This is a genomic window from Rhizobacter terrae (assembly GCF_003852895.1).
In the GTDB taxonomy this organism is placed as follows: domain Bacteria; phylum Pseudomonadota; class Gammaproteobacteria; order Burkholderiales; family Burkholderiaceae_C; genus Albitalea; species Albitalea terrae.
On the sequence record NZ_QUSW01000001.1, the window covers coordinates 1151618 to 1168134 of the forward strand.

Annotated in this window: 19 protein-coding genes; 10 read left to right on the forward strand and 9 right to left on the reverse strand. The window is 66.0% G+C overall.

Annotated features, from left to right (window positions below; all coding sequences use genetic code 11):
• Positions 1–32 precede the first annotated feature (32 nt).
• The 5 genes from DZC73_RS05295 (at position 33) to DZC73_RS05315 (ending at position 4871) form a co-directional block, all read left to right on the forward strand.
• Positions 33–1352 carry an ABC transporter substrate-binding protein gene (locus DZC73_RS05295; RefSeq protein WP_124539112.1) on the forward strand — a complete coding sequence of 440 codons (1320 nt, stop codon included), beginning with the start codon at positions 33–35 and terminating at the stop codon, positions 1350–1352.
• Positions 1353–1383: 31 nt separating this feature from the next.
• Positions 1384–2190 carry an ABC transporter ATP-binding protein gene (locus tag DZC73_RS05300; protein WP_124539113.1) on the forward strand — a complete coding sequence of 269 codons (807 nt, stop codon included), beginning with the start codon at positions 1384–1386 and terminating at the stop codon, positions 2188–2190.
• A 32-nt stretch (positions 2191–2222) separates the two neighbouring features.
• The gene (locus DZC73_RS05305) at positions 2223–2513 is read left to right on the forward strand and encodes a hypothetical protein (RefSeq protein WP_124539114.1); all 291 of its coding nucleotides are present in this window, start codon (positions 2223–2225) and stop codon (positions 2511–2513) included.
• A 5-nt stretch (positions 2514–2518) separates the two neighbouring features.
• Positions 2519–3787 (forward strand): phenylacetate--CoA ligase family protein, encoded by a 1269-nt coding sequence (locus DZC73_RS05310; protein WP_124539115.1) that lies wholly within the window; start codon positions 2519–2521, stop codon positions 3785–3787.
• A gap of 112 nt (positions 3788–3899) precedes the next feature.
• Positions 3900–4871: a tripartite tricarboxylate transporter substrate-binding protein gene (locus DZC73_RS05315; RefSeq protein WP_124539116.1), complete on the forward strand. Its 972-nt coding sequence runs from the start codon at positions 3900–3902 to the stop codon at positions 4869–4871.
• 112 nt (positions 4872–4983) lie between these two features.
• On the opposite strand, the gene dtd is transcribed toward DZC73_RS05315, so the two are convergent.
• Genes dtd through tyrS form a run of 4 tightly spaced genes read right to left on the reverse strand, consistent with a single transcriptional unit; the run spans position 4984 to position 7973 of the window.
• Entirely contained in the window at positions 4984–5427 is a 444-nt protein-coding gene (gene dtd, locus DZC73_RS05320; protein ID WP_124539117.1) for a D-aminoacyl-tRNA deacylase, read from the reverse strand.
• A gap of 1 nt (position 5428) precedes the next feature.
• Positions 5429–6361 (reverse strand): cation diffusion facilitator family transporter, encoded by a 933-nt coding sequence (locus DZC73_RS05325; RefSeq protein WP_407924087.1) that lies wholly within the window; start codon positions 6359–6361, stop codon positions 5429–5431.
• Positions 6358–6726 carry a DUF5329 family protein gene (locus DZC73_RS29615; protein WP_161974459.1) on the reverse strand — a complete coding sequence of 123 codons (369 nt, stop codon included), beginning with the start codon at positions 6724–6726 and terminating at the stop codon, positions 6358–6360. The genes DZC73_RS05325 and DZC73_RS29615 overlap by 4 nt, the downstream gene beginning before the upstream one ends.
• Complete coding sequence (tyrS, locus tag DZC73_RS05335; RefSeq protein WP_124539119.1) at positions 6723–7973, reverse strand: tyrosine--tRNA ligase; 1251 nt, start codon at positions 7971–7973, stop codon at positions 6723–6725. The genes DZC73_RS29615 and tyrS overlap by 4 nt, the downstream gene beginning before the upstream one ends.
• A 242-nt stretch (positions 7974–8215) precedes the next feature.
• On the opposite strand from tyrS, the gene DZC73_RS05340 reads away from it, so the two are divergent.
• Together DZC73_RS05340 and DZC73_RS05345 are read left to right on the forward strand one after the other, a co-directional pair.
• A complete protein-coding gene (locus DZC73_RS05340) occupies positions 8216–9607 on the forward strand; it encodes a M23 family metallopeptidase (RefSeq protein WP_328589476.1) in 1392 nt (463 codons plus the stop codon).
• A 72-nt stretch (positions 9608–9679) separates the two neighbouring features.
• Complete coding sequence (locus DZC73_RS05345; protein ID WP_124539120.1) at positions 9680–10801, forward strand: anhydro-N-acetylmuramic acid kinase; 1122 nt, start codon at positions 9680–9682, stop codon at positions 10799–10801.
• Positions 10802–10866: 65 nt separating this feature from the next.
• Here DZC73_RS05345 and erpA read toward each other — a convergent pair whose 3' ends face one another.
• The 5 genes from erpA to rplM all read right to left on the reverse strand — a co-directional run bounded on the left by erpA (position 10867) and on the right by rplM (position 13399).
• A complete protein-coding gene (gene erpA, locus DZC73_RS05350; RefSeq protein WP_124539121.1) occupies positions 10867–11244 on the reverse strand; it encodes an iron-sulfur cluster insertion protein ErpA in 378 nt (125 codons plus the stop codon).
• A gap of 31 nt (positions 11245–11275) precedes the next feature.
• Entirely contained in the window at positions 11276–11674 is a 399-nt protein-coding gene (locus DZC73_RS05355) for a bactofilin family protein (RefSeq protein WP_124539122.1), read from the reverse strand.
• Between the two features lie 55 nt (positions 11675–11729).
• Positions 11730–12440 carry a DUF6776 family protein gene (locus DZC73_RS05360; protein WP_124539123.1) on the reverse strand — a complete coding sequence of 237 codons (711 nt, stop codon included), beginning with the start codon at positions 12438–12440 and terminating at the stop codon, positions 11730–11732.
• Positions 12441–12566: 126 nt separating this feature from the next.
• On the reverse strand, positions 12567–12959 hold the full coding sequence (rpsI, locus tag DZC73_RS05365; RefSeq protein WP_124539124.1) for a 30S ribosomal protein S9: 393 nt from the start codon (positions 12957–12959) through the stop codon (positions 12567–12569).
• Positions 12960–12970: 11 nt separating this feature from the next.
• On the reverse strand, positions 12971–13399 hold the full coding sequence (rplM, locus tag DZC73_RS05370) for a 50S ribosomal protein L13 (protein WP_124539125.1): 429 nt from the start codon (positions 13397–13399) through the stop codon (positions 12971–12973).
• Positions 13400–13631: 232 nt separating this feature from the next.
• Here rplM and DZC73_RS05375 point away from each other — a divergent pair, with 232 nt between their 5' ends.
• From DZC73_RS05375 to DZC73_RS05385, 3 genes are all read left to right on the forward strand, one after another.
• Positions 13632–14345: a GNAT family N-acetyltransferase gene (locus DZC73_RS05375; protein ID WP_124539126.1), complete on the forward strand. Its 714-nt coding sequence runs from the start codon at positions 13632–13634 to the stop codon at positions 14343–14345.
• Positions 14346–14481: 136 nt separating this feature from the next.
• Positions 14482–15267 carry a DUF2726 domain-containing protein gene (locus DZC73_RS05380; RefSeq protein WP_124539127.1) on the forward strand — a complete coding sequence of 262 codons (786 nt, stop codon included), beginning with the start codon at positions 14482–14484 and terminating at the stop codon, positions 15265–15267.
• 42 nt (positions 15268–15309) lie between these two features.
• The gene (locus DZC73_RS05385) at positions 15310–16362 is read left to right on the forward strand and encodes a serine/threonine protein kinase (protein ID WP_124539128.1); all 1053 of its coding nucleotides are present in this window, start codon (positions 15310–15312) and stop codon (positions 16360–16362) included.
• Positions 16363–16517: the final 155 nt, after the last annotated feature.

Genomic DNA, 16517 nt, shown 5'->3' on the forward strand with positions numbered 1-16517 from the left:
CCCGCGGTTTGCACACACAACAGGAGACATTCATGAAGTTTCGACATCTCGCCCTCGCTGTCGCGGTCCTGTCGGCCACGCTTGGCAGCACCGCTGCCCTGGCGCAGGCCAAGGAGCAGTTCATTCCCGTGCTGTCGTACCGCACCGGCCCGTACGCGCCCAACGGCACGCCCTGGGCCAACGGCTTCGTGGACTACCTCAAGCTCGTCAATGCCCGCGGCGGCGTGAACGGTGTGAAGCTCGCCTTCGAGGAATGCGAGACCGGCTACGACACCGCCCGCACGGTGGAGTGCTACGAGCGCCTGAAGGGCAAGGGCGCATCGTTCGTGCAGCCGCTGTCCACCGGCGGCACCTTCGCCATCACCGAGAAGGCGCCGACCGACAAGATTCCGCTGGTGACCGTGGGCTACGGCCGCAGCGAATCGGCCGACGGCTCGGTGTTCAAGTGGAACTTCCCGATCGCCGGCACCTACTGGGTCGCCAGCGACACCATCCTGCAGGCCATCGCCAAGAAGGAAGGCGGCTGGGACAAGCTCAAGGGCAAGAAGATCGCGCTGGTCTACCACGACAGCCCCTTCGGCAAGGAACCCATCGCGCTCATGCGCGAGCGCTCGGCGCTGCATGGCTTCGAGCTCATCCTGCTGCCGGTGACGGCACCGGGCGTGGACCAGAAGGCCACCTGGCTGCAGATCCGCCAGCAGCATCCTGACTACGTCGCGCTGTGGGGCTGGGGGATCATGAACACCACCGCCATCAAGGAAGCCCAGGCCACGGGCTACCCGCGCGAGAAGATGTACGGCGTGTGGTGGGCCGGCGCCGAGCCCGACGTGAAGGACGTGGCCGAAGGCGCCAAGGGCTACAACGCGGTGACCATGCAGCACGGCGCGGAACCGCAGTCCAAGGTGGTGCAGGACATCCTCGGCATGGTCCACGGCAAGGGCCAGGGCACGGGGCCGAAGGAAGAAGTCGGCCAGGTGCTGTACATGCGCGGCGCCATGAGCGCCATGCTGGGCGTGGAAGGCATCCGCGCCGCGCAGGAGCGCTACGGCAAGGGCAAGGTCGTGACCGGCGAGCAGGTGCGCTGGGGCCTGGAGAACCTGAACCTCACGCAGGCCAAGCTCGACGCACTGGGCTTCGCGGGCGTGATGCGGCCGATCAGCACCTCGTGCGTGGACCACATGGGCTCGGCCTGGGCGCGCATCCACACCTGGGACGGCAAGCAGTGGAAGTTCAGCTCCGACTGGATGCAGGCGGATGAGCAGATCATCAAGCCGCTGGTGAAGGCCACGGCCGCGAAGTACGCGACGGAGAAGAAGCTGACGCCGCGCACCGGTGCAGATTGCCAGTCCTGACCGGTCTAGACCACTTGCAGAGACACGCCCCATGGACAACATCGTTCTGAACGTCAACGGCATCGAGGTGATCTACAACCACGTGATCCTCGTGTTGAAGGGCGTGTCCCTGCAGGTGCGCGAGGGCAGCATCGTGGCGCTGCTCGGCGGCAACGGCGCGGGCAAGACCACGACGCTGCGCGCGGTGAGCAACCTGCTGCGCGGCGAGCGGGGCGAGGTGACCAAGGGAGCCATCGAGCTGCGCGGCGAACGCATCGAGGCGCTGAGCACCTCCGACATGGTGGAGCGCGGCGTGGTGCAGGTGATGGAAGGCCGGCACTGCTTCGCGCACCTCACGATCGAGGAGAACCTGCTGACCGGCGCCTACACGCGCCGCGACGGCAAGGCCGCCGTCGCACAAACGCTGGAGAAGGTCTACAACTACTTCCCGCGGCTGAAGACGCGCCGCAGTTCGCAGGCGGCCTACACCTCGGGCGGCGAGCAGCAGATGTGCGCCATCGGCCGCGCGCTGATGGCCAACCCGAAGATGGTGCTGCTCGATGAGCCCTCCATGGGCCTGGCGCCGCAGATCGTGGAGGAGGTGTTCGAGATCGTGAAGGACCTCAACACCAAGGAACGCGTCACCTTCTTGCTGGCCGAGCAGAACACCAGCATGGCGCTTCGCTATGCGGACTACGGCTACATCCTGGAGAACGGCCGCATCGTCATGGACGGGTCGGCCCGCGACTTGGCGGAGAACGAGGACGTGAAGGAGTTCTACCTCGGCATGGGCGGCGGCGACCGCAAGAGTTTCCGCGACGTGAAGAGCTACAAGCGCCGCAAGCGCTGGCTGTCGTGATCCGTTGATGACCGTCCCGAGGGAGCATCCACATGAGTGACGACTTCTTTGCACCGCCGCCCTTCAAGCCGGCGGAATCATTGATCCAGCTCAAGCGCAGCCTGCGCGACCTGCGGCCGCTGGCCGAGCGCGGCGACGGCTTCGAGCTGCAGGGCTGCCGGGTGATCGAGCTCGCGGTCGAGGGCGACACCATCGCCGTGAAGTTCGCCAAGACCCAGTCGCGCTCGCCGCAGTGGGAACGTGTCGTGCTCAAGTCCGGTGCTGACGTGCGCCGGTGTGTCGATGACGCCAAGAAGCGCCTTGTGCGCTGGACGGAGGAGTGAGCATCATGAGCGCCGCGACGGCCGCCTATTACGACGCGCTGGAGACTCGCGCACCCGAGGAGCGCGAGAACGCGTTGATGGCCGCGCTGCCGGACGTGGTGGCGCACGCCCGGGCCCATGCGCCGGCCTATGCCGCCATCCTCGGCGACCTGACGCCCAGCGAGGTGGGCAGCCGCACCGCGCTGGCGAAGCTGCCGGTGACGCGCAAGAGCGAGCTGATCGAGCGCCAGAAGACGGCGCGGGTACAAGGTGATGCCTTCGGCGGCTTCGCGACCATCGGGTGGCGTCCTCGCCGCGGCGCGGTGCGGGTGTTCTCGTCGCCCGGTCCGATCTACGAGCCCGAGGGCGAAGGGCCGGACTACTGGCGCGCCGCGCGGGCCCTGTTCGCCGCCGGCTTCCGCCAGGGCGACCTGGTGCACAACAGCTTCAGCTACCACCTGACGCCGGCGGGTTCGATGATGGAAACCGCCGCGCATGCCCTGGGCTGCACGGTGTTCCCGGGCGGCGTGGGCAACACCGAACTGCAGTTGCAGGCCGCGGCCGAGCTGCGCCCGCACGGCTACGTGGGCACGCCCAGCTTCCTGAAGATCATGGTGGACAAGGCGGCCGAGCAAGGCACCGCCCTGCCCTCGCTGCGCAAGGCGCTGGTGTCGGGCGAGGCGTTTCCGCCGTCGCTGCGCGACTGGCTGGCCGAGCGCGGCATCGTGGGCTACCAGTGCTATGCCACGGCGGACCTCGGGCTCATCGCCTACGAGACCGAGGCGCGCGAAGGGCTGGTGCTGGACGAGCACGTCATCGTGGAGATCGTGCGGCCCGGCACCGGTGACCCGGTGCCGGCAGGCGAAGTCGGTGAGATCGTGGTGACAACGCTGAACAAGGACTACCCGCTGATCCGCTTCGGCACCGGCGACCTGTCGGCCGTGATGCCGGGCCCGTGTCCCACCGGCCGCACCAATACCCGCATCCGCGGCTGGATGGGCCGGGCCGACCAGACGGCCAAGGTGCGCGGCATGTTCGTGCATCCCTCGCAGGTCGCAGCCATCGCCCGGCGCCATCCCGAGGTGCATCGGGCGCGGCTGGTGGTCAGCGGTGAGATGGCCAATGACCAGATGACCTTGAAGGTGGAGGTGGCGTCGCGGTCGGAAGGGCTGGATGCGCGCATCGCCGAGAGCATTCGTGAGGTGACCAAGCTGCGCGGCAACGTGGTGTTCAGCGAGCCCGGCAGCCTGCCCAACGACGGCAAGGTGATCGAGGACGCGCGCAGCTACGAGTAGCACGTGTGATGGCTTTCCCGGGCTTTCCCGGGCATTACGTAGTTTCCGCAATCCGCACGGTGGGGTCCGGCACACAATCCTGGACAGTATTGCCAACCAGGGAAAGCAACCCATGAAACGCCTGCTGTTCGCCGCCGTGGCCACCCTCGCCGCTGCCTCCGCTTTTGCCGACTACCCGGACAAGCCGATCACCATCGTCGTGCCCTTCGCCGCGGGCGGCCCCACCGACAAGGTGGCGCGCGACCTGGCCGAAGCCCTGCGCAAGCCCATGGGCAACGCCACGATCATCATCGAGAACGTGGGCGGCGCCGGCGGCACGCTGGGCGCCACCAAGGTCGCCAAGGCTGCACCAGACGGCTACACGCTGCTGCTGGCCCACGCAGGCATCTCCACGGCGCCCGCGCTGTACCGCAACCTGCAATACAAGACGCTGGAGGACTTCGAGTACCTCGGCATGATCAACGAGGTGCCCATGACGCTGGTCTCCAAGCCGACGCTGCCGGCCAAGAACTACGGCGAACTCGTGAAGTGGCTGGAAGCCAACAAGGGCAAGGTCAACCTCGCGAACGCGGGCCTGGGCTCCGCCTCGCACCTGTGCGGCCTGATGTTCCAGAGCGCCACCAAGATCGAGATGCAGACGGTGCCGTACAAGGGCACGGGACCGGCAATGACGGACCTCATCGGTGGCCAGGTCGACATCATGTGCGACCAGACGACCAACACCACCACGCAGATCGAGGGCGGCAAGATCAAGGCCTATGCCGTGACGAGCAAGGCCCGCTTGAAGACGGCGGCGCTGTCTGGCCTGCCGACGCTGGATGAAGCGGGGCTCAAGGGCTTCAACGTGACCATCTGGCACGCGCTGTACGCACCGAAGGGCACGCCCAAGGCTGCGCAGGACAAGATCAACACCGCCCTGAAGGCCGCGCTCAAGGACGCGGAATTCATCAAGCGCGAGGAGTCGCTGGGCGCGGTGATCATCACCGACAACCGCGTGAATGGCGCGGACCACAAGAAGTTCGTGGAAAGCGAAATCAGCAAGTGGGGGCCGGTGATCAAGGCGGCGGGACAGTACGCCGATTGAATGGTTGGATGCTCGCAGATTGACAGGCCGCCTTCGGGCGGCCTTTTTCTTTGTCTGTCGCGTGTGTTCGGGTTGTGGCAAAGGTGCGAGTGGGTACGCGAATGAGGAAAGCTCAATCGCGCAAGGTCATGGGGATGGTGACAGGTCCGTCATTGAGCAGGTGGACCTTCATGTCCGCACCGAACTCGCCGCTTTGCACGATCGGGTGCTGAGACCGGGCTGTCGCCAGCACACGCTCGTACAGCGCTTCACCCAAGGCCGCGGGCGCGGCACCGCTGAAGCTTGGACGGTTGCCGCCCGAAGTGTCCGCGGCCAGGGTGAACTGGCTCACGATCAGCAGGCCGCCCTGTACATCGACCACGCTGCGGTTCATCTTGCCTGCCTCGTCGCTGAAGATGCGCAGCTTGAGCAGCTTGGCGACCAGCTTGTCGGCGATGGCTTCGGTGTCGGCCGGCTCGGCGCAAACCAGCACCAGCAGGCCGCGTTCGATCTGGCCGGTGGTGCGGCCTTCGACCTCCACGCGCGCATGCGCGACCCGTTGCACTACCGCCAGCATCTCAGCCCTCCGCCTGCCGCACGCCCACCGGCTCCTTGCCTTCGGGCAGCAGCTCAATGGTCACGCGCAGGCCGCGCACGGAGTCGATGAGCCGGCGCTCCACTTCGTCGCGCTCGCGAAAGGCACGGCCGAGCAGCCATTCGGACGGGACGTGCATGTGCAGCTGGCAGAACTTGGCATTGGCCGCACGGCGTGACCGCAGGTGGTCGAAGTGAACGTGCTCGCTGGTGAGCTGCTGCAAGGCGGCGTCGATGCGGCCACGGTCCTCGTCGGAGAGCGCGCGGTCCATCAGGCCGTCCACCGAGCGGCGCAGCAGCCCGTAGGCCTCGCGAAGAATGTTCACCGCCACCAGGATGGCCAGCAACGGGTCCAGCCACAGCAGGCCGGTGAGCGGCACCAGCAGCAGGCCACCAGCCACGCCCACGGACGTCCACACGTCGGTCATCAGGTGGCGCGCGTCGGCTTCGAGCGCAATGGAGTCGTGGCGCCGGGCCGCACGCAACATGGCCGTGGCGAGCACGCCGTTGATGGCCGAACTGCCGATGGACAAGGCCACGCCCCAGCCCAGTGACTCGAGCGGCTGCGGCGAGAACCAGCGGTGCAAGGCCGTCCAGATGATGGCCAGCGACGCGCCGAGGATCATCATCGCCTCGAAGCCGCTGGAGAAGTACTCGGCCTTGTTGTGGCCATAGGGATGGTCGTCATCGGCCGGTGCCTGGGCGATGGTCACCATCACCAGCGCAAACATGGCGGCAGCCAGGTTGACGAAGGACTCCATCGCGTCTGACAGCAGCCCCACCGATCCGGTGACCCACCAGGCCGCGGTCTTCAGCCCGATGGTTGCCAGCGCGGCGAGCACCGACAGCTTGAGGAAGGCGCTGACCGACAGGCCAGAGTTCGCGTGGTGCGACGACGAAGAAGCCGGTGCGGTCACTTGCCCGCGTCCATGCGCTTCAACTCATCCTGCAGGAACTTCGCCGCCGGCTCGATGAGGCCGCTGGCGAAACGGATGGTGTACGGCTGCCCGCTGGTGCTGGACTTCGAAGCGATCTGGTCGATGAATTCGTGCGCGGTGTTGACGTGCTCGCCCATGCTGTCGAGCTTCTTGCGCAGGAACTTGGCGGCATCGTCGCAGGAGTAGTCGGTGCCGTTGCGCACGAAGCGCACGTCCTTGCGCGACTCGACGTAGCGGATGAGCCGCTCGATGCGTGCGCGCTCGGCCGGCGAGAGCTCGGCACGCGCCGCACCCGAACCGGCGAGTGCAGCGATGAGGCAGAGGACGTGGCGGCGGTGGATCATGATCCGAGCGTAACGCGGGCGAACTTGCGACGGCCGACCTGCACCACGTAAACACCAGGTCCGAGCCTGAGTGCCTTGTCGCTGACCACACTGCCATCCACGCGCACACCGTTGCCATCGATCAGGCGCCCGGCCTCGGTGGTCGACGGCGCCAGATTCGCCTGCTTGAGCAACTGGCCAATGCCCAGCGGAGCGCCAGTCAGCGAGACCTCGGGAATCTCATCGGGAATACCGCCGCGCGCCCGGTTGTTGAAGTCGGCCTCCGCCGCATCGGCCGCCGCGGCATCGTGAAAGCGCGTGGTGATCTCCTTGGCCAGGATCACCTTCGCCTCCTTCGGATTGCGCCCGCCATCCACCTCGGCCTTCAGCTTCGCGATGTCCGCCTCGCTCTGCCAGCTCAGCAGCTTGAAGTACTTCCACATCATCTCGTCGCTGATGGACAGGACCTTCGCGAACATGTCGTTCGGATGATCCGTGATGCCGATGTAGTTGCCCTTGCTCTTGGACATCTTCTCGACGCCATCGAGCCCTTCGAGCAGCGGCATGGTCAGGATGCACTGCGGCTCCTGGCCGTATTCGGTCTGCAGCGCGCGCCCGACCAGCAGGTTGAACTTCTGGTCGGTCCCGCCCAGTTCCAGATCGCTCTTGAGCGCCACCGAGTCGTAGCCCTGCATCAGCGGGTACAGGAACTCATGCACGCTGATGGGCGTGCCGGCCTTGAAACGCTCGCTGAAGTCGTTGCGCTCCATCATGCGCGCCACGGTGTACTTGGCCGCGAGCTGGATCATGCCGCGCGCGCCCAGCGGGTCGCTCCATTCGGAGTTGTAGCGGATCTCGGTCTTGCTCGGGTCCAGCACCAGGCTGGCCTGCTTGTAGTAGGTCTGGGCATTGGCCTCGATCTGCTCGCGCGTGAGCGGCGGGCGGGTGGTGTTGCGGCCCGACGGGTCGCCGATCATCGAGGTGAAGTCGCCTATGAGAAAAATCACGGTATGCCCCAGGTTCTGGAGCTGGCGCATCTTGTTGAGCACCACCGTGTGGCCGATGTGGATGTCGGGTGCCGTCGGGTCCAGGCCCAGCTTGATCCGAAGTGGCACACCTGTTGCATGGGAACGTGCCAGCTTGGCCAGCCAGTCACCCTCGGGTAACAGCTCGTCACAGCCCCTTTTGGAAATCGCCATCGCCTCCAGAACTTGGTCGGTGATGGGGTACTTGGGAGGGGTGGACACGGGCTCGGCAGGCTGAGTCATCGGGATGCGAACAGCGGTTTGGAAGGGGTGCCTCGATGGGGCTTCTACGGACTTTTCCGCGGCGGTGCGTCGGTATACTGCGCGGCGGCTGCGGCCGGGGCGAAGGGTCCGGCAACCGCACGATCCCAGCGGGACTTGAAAGCGTTGCGATTCTAGTGGACGCCTCGGGTCGTGAAGTACAACCCAGCCTGCGCCGCATGGCGCAGGCCAGCTAGACGGGCCGCCAGGCCCCGGGACACAAATTGAGTTCGTTGGATCCTGTTGACAGCGCTGTGGCCTCGGCCCTGGAGCGCACCGGAAAATTTGTCTCCCGGCACCCCCGCAGCATCACCACGGCGGTGGTCCTGGCCCTGGCTGGCTTCGGCGTGACGGCCTTCGGCATCGCGCCCCTGGCGCCCGACGCAGCTGACCTCCCGAGTCGCATCGTGACGGAAACCGTCACCCCGGAAGGCATTACGTCACAGCTGGAAGCCCTGGCCGCCAACGAGCTGGAGCTCTACCGCAACGACCTGACGCGCGCCAGCGACACCGCCGACACCCTGCTGCGCCGGCTGAACGTCGACGACCCGCACGCCGCCGCCTTCATCCGCGGCGATGCGGTGGCCAGGAAGCTGGTGTCCGGCCGGGCCGGCAAGATGGTCCAGGTCCGCACCGATGCCTCGGGCGAACTGGATTTCCTCGTCGCCCGCTACGCCGCCGAGAACAGCGAGCAGGCCGGCACGCACTTCACCCGGCTGCGCATCAGCCGCGTGAACGGGCAGTTCCAGGCCAAGGTGGACACCTTGCCGATGGCCTCGCAGATCCGCATGGGCAGCGGCACGATCCGCAATTCGCTGTTCGCGGCCACCGACGACGCCCACATTCCTGATCCGGTCGCCAACCAGTTGGCGGAGATCTTCGCCACCGACGTCGACTTCCACCGCGAGCTGCGCCGAGGCGACAGCTTCCGCGTGATCTACGAAGCCCTGACGGCCGACGGCGAGCCCATCACCTGGAGCCAGTCCTCCGGCCGCGTGCTGGCGGCGGAGTTCACCAACAACGGCAAGACCTTCTCTGCCGTCTGGTTCAAGGACCCGGCCAGTGGCAAGGGCGCCTACTTCGACATGAACGGCCAGAGCAAGCGCCGTTCGTTCCTCGCCAGCCCGCTGGAGTTCTCGCGCATCACCTCCGGCTTCGCGATGCGCATGCACCCCATCCAGCAGACCTGGAAACAGCACAACGGCGTGGACTATGGCGCCCCCAGCGGCACCCCGGTGCGCACCGTGGGCGACGGCACGGTGGAGTTCGCCGGCTGGCAGAACGGCTACGGCAACGTGGTCAGCATCAAGCACAGCAACAACCGCTCGACGGTGTATGCGCACCTGAGCCGCATCGACGTGCGGCGTGGCCAGCGCGTGGACCAGGGCCTGCGCATCGGCGCGGTCGGCGCGACCGGCTGGGCCACCGGGCCGCACCTGCACTTCGAGGTGAAGCTCAACGGCATCCACCAGAACCCGCTGACGATTGCCAAGGCGTCTGAGACGCTGACCATCTCGCCCGCCGGGAAGGTGCAGTTCACGCAGGTGGCGCAAGGCGTTCGCGCGCAGCTGGATGCGGCGCAGACGATTGCCGGGTCGAGCATGTACGCCGAGTAAGGCGCGCCGCTTCTCCCACCACAAGGCCCGCCGACCGCGGGCCTTGTGCTTTTCGGCGGGCACAATCCGCGCATGGCAGATCTCTACATCGGGCTGATGTCCGGCACCTCGCTGGATGGCGTGGATGGTGTGTTGTGCGAGTTCGGCGGCAGCGCGGCAGCGAGCCTTCGCGTGGTGGCGCATGCGCATCGCGGCTTCGATTCTGCGGTGGCTGCCGAGCTGATGGCGCTCAACACGGCGGGTGCGGATGAACTGCATCGTGCGGCGCTGGCGGGCAACGCCCTCGTGCGTGTCTACGCCGCCGTGGTGTCGGACCTGCTGCGCCAAAGCCGCATCGACGCCTCGCAGGTGCGTGCCATCGGTGCGCATGGGCAGACGGTGCGGCATCGTCCCGGCGAGTTCGATGGCACCGGCTACACGCTGCAGCTCAACAATCCCGCCTTGCTGGCCGAGCTGACCGGCATCGACGTGATTGCCGATTTCCGCTCGCGCGATGTGGCGGCTGGTGGCCAGGGCGCGCCACTGGTGCCGGCCTTCCATCGTGCGGTGTTCGGCCGGCCCGGCGTGACGGTTGCCGTGCTCAATCTCGGCGGCATCGCCAACATCACCGCGCTGTCAGCGGATGGCCGCACCATCGGCTTCGACTGCGGGCCGGCCAACGCGCTGATGGACCATTGGTGCCTCACGCATCGCGGCCAGCCTTTCGACCGCGATGGCGCCTGGGCCGCGTCAGGCCGCATCGACGCGACGCTGCTGTCGCGCATGCAGGCCGAGCCGTTCTTCGCGAAGGCGCCGCCCAAGAGCACGGGCCGCGATCTCTTCAACGCGGTGTGGCTGGCATCGATGCTGTCTTCCGGCCCGAGCTCCGCCAACCCGGCGGACGTGCAAGCCACGCTCGCCGAACTCACGGCCTGGTCCGCCGCGACGGCCATACAGGCCCATGCCAGCGACGCCACCCGCGTGCTGGTCTGCGGTGGCGGCGCCTTGAACGGCCACCTCATGCGATCCATCGCATCGCACCTGCCCCACGCCACCGTGCGCCCCACTGATGACCAGGGCTTGCCGCCGCTGGAGGTGGAGGCCGCGGCCTTTGCATGGCTGGCGAAGGCTTTCGTCGAGAGACAGCCGGGCAACCTCACAGCCGTGACCGGGGCAGCCGGGCCTCGCATCCTGGGCGCGTTCTACCCCGCCTAGGCAACTCTCCCTGCAGAAATGCAAAAGCCGCCCGAAGGCGGCCTTTTGTCACGAACCAGCGCAGATCAGACCGAGAAGCTCGATCCGCAACCGCAGGTCGTCGTGGCGTTGGGGTTCTTGATCACGAACTGGGCGCCTTGCAGGTCGTCCTTGTAGTCGATCTCGGCGCCCATGAGGTACTGCAGGCTCATCGCGTCGATCAGCAGCGTCACGCCGTTCTTGTGCATCTGCGTGTCGTCGTCGTTGATGATCTCGTCGAAGGTGAAGCCGTACTGGAAGCCGGAGCAACCGCCACCCTGCACGAAGACACGCAGCTTGAGGTCGGGGTTGCCTTCCTCGTCGACCAGCTCGCGCACCTTGGAGGCGGCGCTGTCGGTGAACACCAGCGGCGGCGGCGGTTCGTCCGCGGGGATGGTGTTGGGGGTTTCGGCGAGGGCACTCATGGGGACTCCAAACGAATAACGCGAACCCGCATTATCCGCCGTTCGAAGCCGCCAGTTTGAGTGCGGGCTTCTCTTCGGCCTTGAGCGGGCGCATGTCACCTTCAATGGTGGCGCCCTGGTGCATTTCAAGGACCTCGTAGCGCACATCGCCCACAATGCTCGCCTTGGGCTGCAATTCGAGCAGTCCGTCGGACACCACCGGCCCGGCCACGCTGCCGTTGATGATCACGTGCGCCGCCTTGACCTTGCCGTGCACGCGCGCTTTCTCGCTGATCACGAGGATGCTGTGCCCCTCGCCGGTGGCGAACACGTCGCCATGGACCTCGCCGTCGATGCGCAGGCCTTCGGTGAAGCGCACTTCACCCTGGATGACGGTTCCCTCGCCGATCAGCGTACGGATCGGCGGCTGCTTTTTCTTGCTGCTGAACATGATGTCTCCAACGAGGCTGTCGGCAGTCAAAAGCACAACGCATGCCGACACGACTTCACAATTTGGCGGTCTGTGTGGCCCGGAGGCCGCCGCTCGCGTCCAACACCCGGATCTGCAGGGTTTTTACCACGGCCGCCGGGGGATGATCGACCATTCCTTCAACCCGCAAATACTGTTTCAACTGCAGCGGTTTGCTGCCATTGGGCGGCGTGAACGACCACGGTTTGCCATCCAGTGTGCCCTGAAGCGTCAGTTCGTAGTTACCGCGGAATTCAGCTTGTGTCTTTCCGGGTTGCATGACCAGCAAGGTGAAGCGGATCTGGCCCGGCGCCTTGGCCTCGGCCTGGAAGCCCCGGATGCTCAGCCCCGCGCTGGCGCCAGCGGGCAGCAGCCGCTCGAAGAAGCCCAGGTCTGCCTTCATGGCCAGGTTCTCGGCTTCGATCTGCTTGAGCTGCTGGGTCAGGCGCTCCTGGGAGGCCTTCTCCGCCTTGAGCAGGCTGTCGGCCGTGTTGGCCACCGACAACGTGCGCTCGCGCTCAGCCTTGAGCTGGGCCACCTCGATGCGCAGTTGCGTCAGCTCTTCCTTGGCGCCCTTGTCCAGCCCGGCGATGTCCTTGCCGAACTCGAAGGCCCACACCGCGATCGCCGCTGAAAAGCCCAGCATCAGGGCCACGACGGCCCAGCGCAAGGGCCAGGGCAGGTGACTGCGGACGATCATGCGCGGGGCGCTGACCGACAGTCTTCGACGCATCAGTTTCCAGCGCATGTCCAGTGTGTCCGAGGGTTTCGCAAAAACCGCAGTGGTGGCAGATGGCCTGGAAGCGAGCAAGAAAAAGGCCGCATGAAGCGGCCTTGTTTCCTTGCTCGTTCGAGCGATAGAGCTGAAGCTCGATCAGCGCTTGCTGAACTGCTTGCGGCGACGGGCGCCGTGCAGACCGACCTTCTTGCGCTCCACTTCGCGCGCGTCACGCGTCACGAAGCCGGCGCGGCTCAGTTCGGGCTTGAGCGCTGCGTCGTAGTCGATCAGTGCGCGGGTGATGCCATGACGCACAGCACCGGCCTGGCCGGATTCGCCACCGCCATGCACGTTCACCTTCACGTCGAAGGCAGCGTCGTTGGCAGTCAGCACCAGGGGCTGCTTGACGACCATGATGGACGTCTGGCGGCCGAAGTACTGTTCCACCGGCTTGCCGTTCACGACGATCTGGCCCGTGCCCTTCTTGATGAACACGCGCGCCACCGAAGACTTGCGGCGGCCGGTTCCGTAGTTCCAATTTCCGATCATTGCCGCTGTCCTTAGATCTCGAGCACTTTGGGCTGCTGAGCGGCGTGCGGGTGCTCGGCACCGGCATAGACCTTCAGCTTCTTGACCATCGCGTAGCCCAGAGGACCCTTGGGCAGCATGCCCTTGACCGCCTTTTGCAGGGCGCGGCCGGGGTGCTTGGCTTGCATGTCCTTGAACTTGGTGGCGTAGATGCCGCCCGGGTAGCCCGTGTGGCGGTAGTACACCTTGTCGGTGGCCTTGTTGCCGGTCACGCGGATCTTGTCTGCGTTGACGACGACGATGAAGTCGCCGGTATCGACGTGAGGCGTGTAGATGGCCTTGTGCTTGCCGCGCAGGCGGAGGGCGACTTCACTGGCCACCCGTCCGAGAACCTTATCGGTTGCGTCAATCACAAACCACTCATGCGTCACTTCGGCGGGTTTTGCGCTGAAGGTTTTCATGGAATGACTTGAGTAAAGTAAGCCCCTCGACCCGCGGTCGGTGCCGCTTCTTTGGATGGCGGCCTCTTAGGCGGTACGTCCACGGCCTTCGTGGCCAGGAACGCTCTTTCCCTGGAGCTGGATTCGGGAAAGCTTTTGATTCTAGCAGAGTTCCGCGCCGCGTCAGGTAACGGCCGACCTGCCGATGTCACCCAGCCTTGGTAGAATTAGGGTTAACACCAAGGAGTCGATCATGGTGGATCACCGTTCATCGCCGACGCCCGCGGTCACCCCGCCGCACGCCCCCTCTCCCCTCGCCGCCGCCTTCAGCCTGTGGGCCTGGGTGCCCATCCGCTCGCTCGCCCCGCGCCATCGCAGCCGCATCGCCGACCACCTGAAGGCACTGGGCCCGCATGACCGCTACCTGCGCTTCGGCTACCCCGCCACCGACGAGCAGATCGACAAGTACGTCGAGCACATCGACTTCGACCGCGACGAAGTGTTCGGCATCTTCAATCGCCGGCTGGACCTGATCGCCATGGCCCACCTGGCCAATGTCTCCATGCCTCAGTGCGGCTCCAATGCCGTGGCGGAATTCGGCGTGTCCGTGGCATCCAAGGCCCGCGGCCGCGGATACGGCGCCCGCCTTTTCGAGCATGCGGTCATGCATGCGCGCAACCGGGGCGTGGACACGCTGTTCATCCATGCCCTGAGCGAGAACACGGCCATGCTCAAGATCGCCCGCAAGGCAGGCGCCACGGTAGAGCGTTCCGGCTCTGAAACCGAGGCCTGGCTGAAGCTCCCACCGGAAACAATCGCGACCAGATTTGGCGAGCTGATGGAGGAGCAGGCCGCCGAGATCGACTATCGGCTGAAAGTCCAGGCGCATCGATTCCAAGAAATCATCGATGCCATTACAGAAGTGAAAACTCACATTTCCAACAAACCCCCATCGGCATCGGGGTGACCGATTGACGCACCGACACCTCATGTTGGGGATGCTTGGCGTTGGAACTTGTGCGTAACAATCCAGACTTCTTCTTGAGGGACATTCTGACCAGGGCCATGCATCGCGGGGCCGGCTGTCAGACGACGCCGTGACCATGCAAATGCTTCCGTGGATCATCCTTGTGGCCGTGCTGGGCGTGGCCGTGATCGCACTGGCGGTGTGGGCCCTGCGTCCGCGTCCCGCACCGCACCAGGCCCCTTTGCCGACCGATTGGGCCTTGACCGCGCGGCCAGTGTTCAACACCGACGAGCGCCGTGTTTACCGGCTGCTTCGCGAGGCGCTTCCCCACCAGATCATCCTGGCCAAGCTGCCGCTGGTGCGCTTTTGCCAGCCGGTCGACGCCAACGACGTGCGCTACTGGTATGACCTGCTGGGCGCCAACCATGTGGCCTTCGCCGTGTGCAGCGCCAACGGCCGCGTGCTGGCCGCCATCGACCTGGACACCGAGCGCGGCAGCTCGCGGCGCATCGCACAGATCAAGCAGTCGGTGCTCAACGCCTGCCGCGTGCGCTACCTACGCTGCCCGCCCGATCGCCTGCCCACGCTGGCCGAGCTGCAGTTGCTGGTGCCTCACCACACCAACACCGCTCGTGCGCCCCAGGCCGCGCCTGCGCCCAGCCACAGCCTGCACGAGGCCCGCGATTCGCTGTCCAGCACGGTGGCCAACCGCCGCGCCGAGCGCACGGCCCTCTGGCAAGACTCGACCTTCTTCCAGGACTCGTTCTTCGCGCCGGACAACCGCCTGGACGGCATGGGCGCATCCGACTTCGGCCCCTTGTCGGGCATGAATGGCGACCGGGCTGACAGCGAGCTGCCGTCGGACGACATCGGCGGCGTGGTCGTCGATTCGCCGCGCACACCGAACCCCACCCGCCACTGAGCCTCGCGCGGCCCGCGTTCCGCGTCGGCTTACGATGCGCGGATGAGCATTGACCGCGAGCCCTCGGCGTCCCTCACCCCATTTTCCGGGCTCACGCCGGACGCGGTCCTCGATTCGCTGGACGCGGTCGGCCTGCGTGGCGACGGCCGCCTGCTGCAGCTCAACTCCTACGAGAACCGGGTGTTCCAGGTGTTCCTGGAGGACGGCTCGGTGGTCGTGCCCAAGTTCTACCGGCCCGGACGCTGGAGCGACGAGCAGATCCTGGAGGAGCACGCCTTCGCCACCGAACTGGCGCAAGCCGAAGTACCCGTGGTGGCTCCGCTGGCACTGGTCTGCGACAGCGATGCACGCATGGCCATCGAACTGAGTGGACACCCGCCCACGCTGGCCCGCTCGCCGGCACACCGCTTCGCCGTCTCGCCACGTCGGGCTGGCCGGGCGCCATCACTGGAGTCCATGGAGCAGCTGGAGTGGATCGGTCGGTTCATCGGCCGCATCCATGCGGTGGGCAGCCGCCAGCCCTTCTTGCACCGGCTCACGCTGAGCGTCGATTTGCTCGGCCGTTCGTCACGCGACTGGCTGCTTCAGTCGGGGATGGTGCCGCCCGATGCCGAACCAGGCTGGCTTGGCGTGGTGGACGACTGCCTGCTGGCCGCCGCCGAGGCCTTCGATCGGGCCGGAACCCTGCAGCATGTGCGCCTGCATGGCGACTGCCATCTCAACAACGTGCTGTGGACCGACGCCGGCCCGCACTTCGTGGACCTCGACGACGCCATGAACGGACCGGCCATCCAGGACCTGTGGATGCTGCTGTCCGGCGACAAGGCCAGCTATCGGCACCAGATCGACGCCTTGCTTCGCGGCTATGAAACCATGATGAATTTCGACGACCGCGAACTCGGCCTGATCGAGGCCTTGCGCACGCTGCGTCTCATCCACCACAGCGCATGGCTGGCGCGCCGCTGGGACGATCCCGCTTTCCCCGCGGCATTCCCGTGGTTCGGCCAGGCCGCCTATTGGCAGCAGCAGACACAGGTCCTGCGAGAGCAGCTGAACGCTATGCGCACCCCGGGTTACATCCAGACTTCAAGTTAGGGATTCAGCACCCCCTAACCCTGGATCGACCCCCCGAATACGGGATGTGCTACGAATCGGTAACACCTAACATCCCCCCATCGCAAAAGGAGGAGCCTTCTGCGACACCAACTCCGAAGGGACCAACAATGAAACGCACTCTTCTTGCTGCAGCC